The following is a 10,131-nucleotide window of genomic DNA, read 5'->3' as shown; positions in this document are numbered from 1 at the left end:
CCTTGACTTCCCCCGAAAACGCTACGCCCCCCGGGGGTGTGCCGGGGGCTCTTCGAAAGGGTGGATCAGCGGAAGTCGCGGCCGAAGTCGTAGTCGTCCAGCGGCACCGCGGCGCCCGGCGAGGAGCCGAACACATCCGGGGTGTAGTAGCCGTCGTCGTAGGACGGGATCGCGTAAGCGGCGACCCGCGCCTCCTCGGTCGGCTGCACCTGGATGTTGCGGTACTTGTTGATCCCGGTACCGGCCGGGATCAGCTTACCGATGATCACGTTCTCCTTGAGGCCGACGAGCTTGTCCGAGCGGCCGTTGATGGCCGCGTCGGTCAGGACGCGCGTGGTCTCCTGGAACGACGCCGCCGACAGCCACGAGTCCGTGGTCAGCGAGGCCTTCGTGATACCCATCAGCACCGGACGGCCCGAAGCGGGCTCGCCACCGTCGTTGACCGCGGCCCGGTTGGTCGCCTCGAACCTGGTCCGCTCGGGCAGCTCGCCCGGCAGGAAGTCCGTGGCACCGGAGTCGATGATCGTCACGCGGCGCAGCATCTGCCGGACGATGACCTCGATGTGCTTGTCGTGGATCGACACACCCTGCGCCCGGTACACCTTCTGGACCTCGTCCACCAGGTGCATCTGCGCCTCGCGCGGCCCCATGACCCGCAGGACCTCGTGCGGATCCGGCGTGCCTTCGAGCAGCTGCTGGCCGACGTTCACGTGGTCGCCGTCGCCCAGCGGGCCGTTCGGGGTGTTCGCGAGCCGCTGCCGCTTGGACAGCTTGTCGAAGACGATCTCCTCGCCCCCGTCGTCCGGGATGAGGGTGATCTTCCAGAACCGCTCGCTCTCCTCGATCCGCACGCGGCCGTCGACGTCGGCGATGGGCGCCTTGCCCTTCGGGACGCGGGCCTCGAACAGCTCCTGGACACGCGGCAGACCGGTCGTGATGTCGTCACCGGCGACACCACCCTGGTGGAACGTACGCATCGTCAGCTGCGTACCCGGCTCACCGATCGACTGGGCGGCGACGATACCCACCGCCTCGCCGACGTCGACGAGCTGACCGGTCGCCATCGAGCGGCCGTAGCAGGTCGCGCAGATACCGACGGCCGACTCGCAGGTCAGCACCGAGCGGACCTTGACCTTCGAGATGCCGCTGCCGAGCAGCTTCTCGATGGCCGGGTCGCCCAGGTCGTCGCCGGCGTTGAGCACGACGTTGCCCTTGGCGTCCACCGCGTCCGTCGCGAGGTTCCGCGCGTACACGCTGGTCTCGACGTGCTGGTCACGCAGGACCTTGCCGTCGCCGATGTCCTCGCCGATCGGCATGTTGATGCCGCGGGTGGTGCCACAGTCGATCTCGCGGACGATGACGTCCTGCGAGACGTCCACCAGACGACGGGTCAGGTAACCCGAGTCGGCGGTACGGAGCGCCGTGTCCGCCAGACCCTTCCGGGCACCGTGCGTCGCGATGAAGTACTCCGCCACCGACAAGCCCTCACGGAAGTTGGCCTTGATCGGGCGCGGGATGTACTCACCCTTCGGGTTCGACACCAGACCACGCATCCCGGCCAGCGACCGGACCTGCGTCATGTTCCCCGCCGCGCCGGACTTCACGATCATGGCGATCGGGTTGTCGTCCGGCAGCGCCGTCTCCATGATCTTGTGGACCTCTTCGGTGGCCTGCGTCCACACCTTGACGAGCTCGTTGTTGCGCTCGGTGTGCGACAGCTGACCACGCTGGTAGCGCTTCTCGACCTGGTCGGCCTTGCCCTCGTACTCGTCGAGGATGGCCTTCTTGCCCTCCGGCACCAGGACGTCGGAGATCGCCACCGTGACGCCGGAACGGGTCGCCCAGTAGAACCCGGCGTCCTTCAGGCGGTCCAGGGTCTGCGCGACCTGGGTCATCGAGTACCGCTCGGCGAGGTCGTTCACGATCGCGGCCTGACGCTTCTTCGGCATCGGCTCGTTGATGAACGGGTAGTCCGCCGGCAGCAGCTCGTTGAACAGCACGCGGCCCAGGGTGGTCTCGGCCAGCCAGGTCTTGCCCGGCTCCCAGCCGTTCTCCGCCAGCCGCGCCTCGTCGGCCTTGGCGGGCTGACGGTCGGTGATGCGGATCTTGATCGGGGCGTGCAGGCTCAGCGCCTTACGGTCGAAGGCCATGATCGCCTCGGCGGGCGAGGAGTACGCCTGACCCGCGCCGTCGGCCTTCTCGTTCAACCGGGTCAGGTGGAACAGGCCGGTGACCATGTCCAGCCGCGGCATGGCGAGCGGACGGCCCGACGCCGGCGACAGGATGTTGTTCGCCGACAGCATCAGGATCCGGGCCTCGGCCTGCGCCTCGGCCGACAGCGGCAGGTGCACCGCCATCTGGTCACCGTCGAAGTCCGCGTTGAACGCCTCACAGACCAGCGGGTGCAGCTGGATGGCCTTGCCCTCGACCAGCTGCGGCTCGAAGGCCTGGATACCGAGGCGGTGCAGGGTCGGCGCACGGTTGAGCATCACCGGGTGGCCGGTGATGACCTCTTCCAGCACGTCCCACACCTGCGGCCGCGAGCGCTCCACCATCCGCTTGGCGGACTTGATGTTCTGCGCGTGGTTCAGGTCGACCAGCCGCTTCATGACGAACGGCTTGAACAGCTCGAGCGCCATGTCCTTCGGCAGACCGCACTGGTGCAGCTTCAGCTGCGGGCCGACGATGATGACCGAACGGCCGGAGTAGTCGACACGCTTGCCGAGCAGGTTCTGGCGGAACCGGCCCTGCTTGCCCTTGAGCAGATCGGACAGCGACTTCAGCGGACGGTTACCGGGACCGGTCACCGGGCGGCCGCGGCGGCCGTTGTCGAACAGCGCGTCGACGGCCTCCTGCAGCATCCGCTTCTCGTTGTTCACGATGATCTCGGGCGCGCCGAGGTCGATGAGCCGCTTCAACCGGTTGTTCCGGTTGATGACCCGGCGGTAGAGGTCGTTCAGGTCGGAGGTGGCGAAACGGCCACCGTCGAGCTGGACCATCGGGCGCAGGTCCGGCGGGATCACCGGGACGGCGTCGAGCACCATGCCGCGCGGGTCGTTGCCGGTGGCCTGGAAGGCCGCGACGACCTTGAGCCGCTTCAGCGCGCGGAGCTTCTTCTGCCCCTTGCCGTTGCGGATGGTGTCGCGCAGGCTCTCGGCCTCGGCGTTGACGTCGAACTCGGTGGCCAGCTTCTGGATGGCCTCCGCGCCCATGCCGCCGGTGAAGTACTCGCCGTAGCGGTCGATCAGCTCGCGGTAGAGCAGCTCGTCGGCGATCAGCTGACGCGGCTCGAGCTTGGTGAAGGTGCTCCAGACCTCGTCGAGACGGTCCAGCTCGCGACCGGCGCGGTCACGGAGCTGGCGCATCTCGCGCTCGCCGCCCTCCTTGACCTTGCGGCGGACGTCGGACTTGGCGCCCTCGGCCTCCAGCTCGGCGAGGTCGGCCTCGAGCTTCTGGGCGCGGGCCTCGATGTCGGCGTCGCGCTTGGTCTCGAGGTTCTTCTTCTCGACGCCGATCTCGTTCTCGAGGGTCGGCAGGTCGTTGTGCCGCAGCTCGGTGTTGACGCCGGTGATGACGTAGGCCGCGAAGTAGATGATCTTCTCGAGGTCCTTGGGCGCCAGGTCGAGCAGGTAGCCCAGGCGCGAGGGAACACCCTTGAAGTACCAGATGTGGGTGACCGGGGCGGCCAGCTCGATGTGGCCCATCCGCTCACGGCGCACCTTGGCACGGGTCACCTCGACGCCGCAGCGCTCGCAGATGATGCCCTTGAAGCGGACCCGCTTGTACTTACCGCAGTAGCACTCCCAGTCCCGGGTCGGGCCGAAGATCTTCTCGCAGAAGAGGCCGTCCTTCTCGGGCTTGAGCGTCCGGTAGTTGATGGTCTCCGGCTTCTTCACCTCGCCGTAGGACCACTGACGGATGTCGTCGGCGGTAGCGAGGCCGATGCGGAGCTCATCGAAGAAGTTGACGTCCAGCACGTCTTTGCATCCCCTTGGGGTTGTTTCGACTAAGAGGGGTCGGCGGTGGGGCGGGGACCTGCGGGAGGCCGGTCCCCGCCCGGCACCGGTCAGTGCACGACGTCGTCCACCGAGGGCGACTCGTTGCGGGACAGGTTGATGCCGAGGTTCGCCGCGGCGCGCTCGAGGTCCTCGTCGTCGGAGTCGCGCATCTCGATGGCCGCGCCGTCGCTGGAGAGCACCTCGACGTTGAGGCACAGCGACTGGAGCTCCTTGAGGAGCACCTTGAACGACTCCGGGATGCCCGGCTCGGGGATGTTCTCCCCCTTGACGATCGCCTCGTACACCTTGACGCGGCCGACCACGTCGTCCGACTTGATCGTCAACAGCTCCTGCAGCGTGTAGGCCGCGCCGTACGCCTGCATCGCCCAGCACTCCATCTCACCGAAGCGCTGGCCACCGAACTGCGCCTTACCACCCAGCGGCTGCTGCGTGATCATCGAGTACGGGCCGGTGGAGCGGGCGTGGATCTTGTCGTCGACCAGGTGGTGCAGCTTCAGGATGTACATGTAGCCGACCGAAACCGGGTACGGGTACGGCTCGCCGGAGCGGCCGTCGAACAGCGTCGCCTTGCCGTTCTCCTTGACCATGCGCTCACCGTCGCGGTTCGGCCTGGTCGCCCCGAGCAGCCCGGTCAGCTCCTCTTCCTTCGCACCGTCGAACACCGGGGTCGCGGTGTTCGTGCCGGGCTCGACGTCGTAGAGCTCCTCGTTGAGGTTCTTCGCCCAGTCCGGGCCGCCCTCGATCTTCCAGCCCTGCGAGGCCAGCCAGCCGAGGTGCAGCTCCAGGATCTGGCCGATGTTCATCCGTCGCGGCACACCGTGGGTGTTCAGGATGATGTCGACCGGGGTGCCGTCCTCCATGAACGGCATGTCCTCGACCGGCAGGATCTTGCCGATGACACCCTTGTTCCCGTGCCGGCCGGCGAGCTTGTCGCCCGGCTGGATCTTGCGCTTCTGGGCCACGTAGACGCGGACCAGCTCGTTGACGCCGGGGGGCAGCTCGTCGTCGTCCTCGCGGGAGAACACCCGGATGCCGATGACCTTGCCGGTCTCGCCGTGCGGCACCTTCAGGGAGGTGTCGCGGACCTCGCGGGCCTTCTCGCCGAAGATCGCGCGGAGCAGGCGCTCCTCCGGGGTCAGCTCGGTCTCGCCCTTCGGCGTGACCTTCCCGACCAGGATGTCGCCGTCGCGGACCTCGGCACCGATACGGATGATGCCGCGCTCGTCGAGGTCGGCCAGGACCTCCTCGGAGACGTTCGGGATGTCCCGGGTGATCTCCTCGGCGCCGAGCTTGGTGTCGCGGGCGTCGATCTCGTGCTCCTCGATGTGGATCGAGGTGAGCACGTCGTCCTGCACCATGCGCTCGGAGAGGATGATCGCGTCCTCGTAGTTGTGGCCCTCCCACGGCATGACCGCCACGAGCAGGTTCTTGCCGAGCGCGACCTCACCGTTCTCGGTGGACGGGCCGTCGGCGATGACCTGGCCCTGCTCGACCCGGTCGCCCTCGTTGACGATCGGGCGGTGGTTGAAGCAGGTGCCGTGGTTCGAGCGGCGGAACTTGTAGAGGCTGTAGCTCTTCCGCGTCCCGTCGTCGTGCATGACCGTGATCAGATCGGCCGACAGCTCCTCGACCACACCCGACTGCTCGGCGACCAGCATGTCGCCGGAGTCGATCGCGGCCCGCAGCTCCACGCCGGTGCCGACGTACGGCGCCTGGCTGCGCAGCAGCGGCACCGCCTGACGCTGCATGTTCGCGCCCATCAGCGCGCGGTTCGCGTCGTCGTGCTCGAGGAACGGGATCATCGCGGTCGCGATCGAGACCATCTGCCGCGGCGAGACGTCCATGTAGTCGACGTCCATCGGGTCGATCAGCTCGACCTCGCCGCCCTTCCGGCGGACCAGGACGCGGTCCTCGAGGAAGTGGCCGTCGTCGTCGATCGGCGCGTTCGCCTGCGCCTTGACGTAGCGGTCTTCCTCGTCCGCGGTCAGGTAGTCGACCTGGTCGGTGACCCGGCCCTCGACGACCTTGCGGTACGGCGTCTCGATGAAGCCGAACGGGTTGACCCGCGCGTAGGAGCACAGCGAGCCGATCAGGCCGATGTTCGGGCCTTCCGGCGTCTCGATCGGGCACATCCGGCCGTAGTGCGACGGGTGGACGTCGCGGACCTCCATGCCGGCGCGCTCACGGGACAGACCACCGGGCCCGAGGGCGTTCAGGCGGCGCTTGTGGGTCAGGCCGTCGATCGGGTTGGTCTGCTGCATGAACTGCGACAGCTGCGAGGTACCGAAGAACTCCTTGATCGCCGCGCCGATCGGGCGGATGTTGATCAGGGTCTGCGGCGTGATCGCCTCGACGTCCTGCGTGGTCATGCGCTCGCGGACGACGCGCTCGGTGCGGGACAGGCCGACGCGGATCTGGTTCTGGATCAGCTCGCCGACGGTGCGGATGCGACGGTTGCCGAAGTGGTCGATGTCGTCGGTCTCGACCGGGATCTCCTCGCCGGTCGACGCGGTCATCTTCTCCTCGCCGGCGTGCAGCCGGACCAGGTACTCGATGATCGTGACGATGTCCTCTTCGGTCAGCGTCCCGGTGCCGTGCGGCGTGTTCAGGCCGAGCTTCTTGTTCAGCTTGTACCGGCCGACCTTGGCCAGGTCGTAGCGCTTCGCCTTGAAGAACAGGTTCTCCAGCAGGGTCTGCGCGCTCTCCTTCGTCGGCGGCTCGCCCGGGCGCAGCTTGCGGTAGATGTCGAGCAGCGCCTCGTCGGTCCCCGCGGTGTGGTCCTTCTCGAGGGTGGCCAGCAGCGTCTCGGAGAAGGAGAAGCGCTCGCGGATCGCCTCGGTCGTCCAGCCGAGCGCCTTCAGCAGCACGGTCACCGGCTGGCGGCGCTTGCGGTCGATGCGGACGCCGACGGTGTCGCGCTTGTCGACGTCGAACTCCAGCCAGGCACCGCGGCTCGGGATGACCCGGACGTCGAACACGTCCTTGTCGGTCGTCTTGTCGACGTTGCGGTTGAAGTACACGCCCGGGGAGCGGACCAGCTGCGACACCACGACACGCTCGGTGCCGTTGATGACGAACGTGCCCTTGTCGGTCATCACCGGGAAGTCGCCGAGGAAGACCGTCTGGCTCTTGATCTCACCCGTGTTGTTGTTGACGAACTCCGCCGTGACGAACAGCGGGGCGGCGTACGTCATGTCCTTGTCCTTGCACTCCTCGATGGAGGCCTTGACCTCGTCGAAGCGCGGGTCGGAGAAGGACAGGGACATGGAACCCGAGAAGTCCTCGATCGGCGAGATCTCGTTGAGGACCTCCTCGAGACCGCCGATCGGGTTTTCCTCGCCAGCCTCGACCCGACGCTCGTACCACGCTTCGTCACCGGTGAACCACTGGAACGACTGGATCTGGACGTCGAGCAGGTTGGGCGTAGTGAGGGGCTCGCGAATCTTTGCGAAGGAGACCCGCTTGGGCGCGCCGGGGATTCCCGTGGACTCCGAGCGAGTTACAGCCGAGGTGGTCGCAGCAGTGGCCTGGTTCGCGGGAGAGACTGCCAAGATGCGTCCTTCCGGGGACAATGAGCGGTGGCAGCCGCCATAGCAACAGCTATCGGTGACTGTCAAGGGTGTGCCGTGTGCCCACTATCCTAACTACCGGCTCCGGGCAGCCTGAAAGAGGGCAGCGCAAAGAGACAGTTTAGCCCGGACGTCGCTGCCTGTCCAGGGGGCTCTCCAGACGGGGCCCAGCCCACACCGCAACGCCTTCAGGCATGCCTCCCAGCGTGCCGGTCGTCCCTCCCGCAAGGGCTTCCGGTGTCGCTGTCGGAAGTAAGCGTGAACCCACCGGGGCCCGGAGTCAAGATGCCACGCCATGGTCCCGCCGGTTGGCGCAGCGTGGGAGAGGGCCAGCGGAGCGTGAGCGGCCCAATATCATCCTGGTTACCGGCCGGTAGCGCCACCTCGGGCACTCTACCTGGGGTTTCGTGCCCCCGGGAAGTATGTCGAAGCCCACTCGACCGACGCGGCGCCGGAGATGCCCGGCAGGGAATTTCTCCGCTCTCGCGGCACATCGAGGTTCCTCCGGGCCCGGGTTCCGGGGCCCGTGGAAGCCGCCGGATGCGCTGAAGGACGCCCTCGGTGCGTTGGCCGCGGCGAAGGGGCCCTTCGGCACTCCTGACGCGACGAGGGCGTCCCTCGGTGCTTCGAGCACACCGAAGGCGTCCCTCGGCACTCCGCGACCGCCGGACACGGACGGCACCGGCGCCGTAGGGTTCCGCCGTGACCGAATCCACCGTCCTGAGCGACACCAGGGCCGCCTACGACGCCGTCGCGTCCCTCTACGCCGAGACGTTCAGCAACGTGCTCGAGACCTTGCCGATGGAACGCGCGATGCTGGCCGCGTTCGCGGAGCTCGTACGGGCCCACGACGCCGGGCCGGTGGCCGACCTCGGCTGCGGCCCCGGCCACGTGACCGCCCACCTGCACACACTCGGGCTGACCGCCTTCGGCGTCGACCTGTCCGCGGAAATGATCGCGCTGGCCCGCAGGGCCCATCCGGACCTGCGGTTCGACGAGGGTTCGATGACCGCGCTGGACCTCGCCGACGAGGTGCTCGGCGGGATTCTCGCGTTCTACTCCGTCATTCACACCCCGCCACGGCTCCTGCCCACCGTGTTCACCGAGTTCCACCGGGTGCTGGCACCGGGCGGCCACCTCATGCTCGGCTTCTTCGCCGGGGACGACCCGGTGCCGGAGGAATTCGACCACAAGGTCACGCTCGCCTACCGGTGGTCGCCCGACAGCCTCATGGACCTCCTGCGCCAGTCCGGGTTCGTCGAGGTCTCCCGGATGCTGCGCGAGCCCTACGAGAACGAGCGGCGGTTCCAGCAGGCCCAGCTGCTGGTCCGCAAACCCCCGAAGTCCTGACCGCCCCTCGGCCACCGCAGTCCACAAAGGACAATGCGGTGGCCCCGGGTGCGGGTTACTTGCTTGGCGGCGCCGGGGAGGAAGGCGGCGCGGACTGCTGTGGCGGCTGGGGCGCCTGGTAGGTGTCCATGTCGGTGACCTTCCACTTGTCACCCTGCAGCTGGGCGTTGACGTGCAGCTGCGCGCTGCCCGCGGTGGTCTTCTTCGTGTCCGCCCGCGTCGAGGTCTGGTCGACGAAGAGGATCACCTTCGCCAGATCGCCGTTCAGCATGATCACCGCGCTGCGGGTGACCTTGGCCGTCACGACCATCTTCTGCTGCGGCGCGAGCCGTTTCACCTCGCCCATCAACGCGTTGTACTTCCCGCGGACCTCGTCGTTGGCCAGCAGGTCGTTCGCCGCGTCCTCGGTCTTCTTGATGTTGTTGTAGTCGTAGGAGAACAGCGCCTCGGTCGCCTTCGACATCTGGTCCTTGACCTGCGCGGTCTTCGCGACGTCGAGCAGCGCGGTGTTGCTCGTGGAGTCGGCCGCCTCGTTGCCCTTGAGCACGAAGATCACCGCACCGGCCGTGAACAGCAGCCCGACCACGAACAGGATCCCGGCCACCAGGTAGCCCCAGGGCACGCCCGGCTTCGAGGGTGCGCTCGCCGCGTACGCGGGCTTCCCGGCGGCCTCCGCCTCGGCCTCCTCGACGTCGACCGGCTTGGACCGCCACTCGTCACGGGCCTTCCGCCGCGGGCTCGGCTTCGCGTCCTCGACCGGAAGCTCACTGGTCTCCGGCTCAGCCATTTCCGCCGAAGAAGTCTCCGGCTCGTCGGTTTCCGGAGCGGTGCTCTCCGGCTCACCAGTGATCGGATCGGCCGCGATCCGCGCCGTCTCGGCCTCCGACGACGACGCCGCGTCCGCCTCGGCTGCGGCGTCGGCAGTATCGGCGGAGGCGCTGTCGGACAGCCCGGTCGTCGCGGGGACACCAGCGTCCGGGAACCGCGGCTCCTCGGAGGGCGACGCGGCCGAGGGACGGGGCGTCGGACGAGGCCGCGTCGCCGCGGAGGTCGTCTCCTCTTCGGTGGCGGGCGAGGGCGGAGCGGACGGGCCGGGGGAAGGCTTGCGCAGGCCCGCGACACGCGGCCGGCGGGCCGGCGGGGTCGAGCGGGGCTGACGACGAGAGGGGGGCAAAACAGGCTCCGTTCTGGTG

Annotated in this window: 4 protein-coding genes; 1 reads left to right on the top strand and 3 read right to left on the bottom strand. The window is 68.0% G+C overall.

Going from position 1 to position 10,131, the window contains the following annotated elements:
• Window positions 1-65 precede the first annotated feature (65 nt).
• Window positions 66-3,977: a DNA-directed RNA polymerase subunit beta' gene (locus tag ACFWY9_RS23495; RefSeq protein WP_378323472.1), complete on the bottom strand. Its 3,912-nt coding sequence runs from the start codon at window positions 3,975-3,977 to the stop codon at window positions 66-68.
• An 89-nt stretch (window positions 3,978-4,066) separates the two neighbouring features.
• On the bottom strand, window positions 4,067-7,570 hold the full coding sequence (locus ACFWY9_RS23490; protein ID WP_378323473.1) for a DNA-directed RNA polymerase subunit beta: 3,504 nt from the start codon (window positions 7,568-7,570) through the stop codon (window positions 4,067-4,069).
• Between the two features lie 720 nt (window positions 7,571-8,290).
• Here ACFWY9_RS23490 and ACFWY9_RS23485 point away from each other — a divergent pair.
• Window positions 8,291-8,938 carry a class I SAM-dependent DNA methyltransferase gene (locus ACFWY9_RS23485; RefSeq protein WP_378323474.1) on the top strand — a complete coding sequence of 216 codons (648 nt, stop codon included), beginning with the start codon at window positions 8,291-8,293 and terminating at the stop codon, window positions 8,936-8,938.
• Between the two features lie 55 nt (window positions 8,939-8,993).
• Here ACFWY9_RS23485 and ACFWY9_RS23480 read toward each other — a convergent pair whose 3' ends face one another.
• Window positions 8,994-10,112: a hypothetical protein gene (locus tag ACFWY9_RS23480; RefSeq protein ID WP_378323475.1), complete on the bottom strand. Its 1,119-nt coding sequence runs from the start codon at window positions 10,110-10,112 to the stop codon at window positions 8,994-8,996.
• Window positions 10,113-10,131: the final 19 nt, after the last annotated feature.

This window comes from Amycolatopsis sp. NPDC059027, from assembly GCF_042739735.1.
In the GTDB taxonomy this organism is placed as follows: Bacteria; Actinomycetota; Actinomycetes; order Mycobacteriales; family Pseudonocardiaceae; genus Amycolatopsis.
Note: the sequence above shows the minus strand (reverse complement) of the source record. Positions and strands in the feature narration are given on the sequence as shown.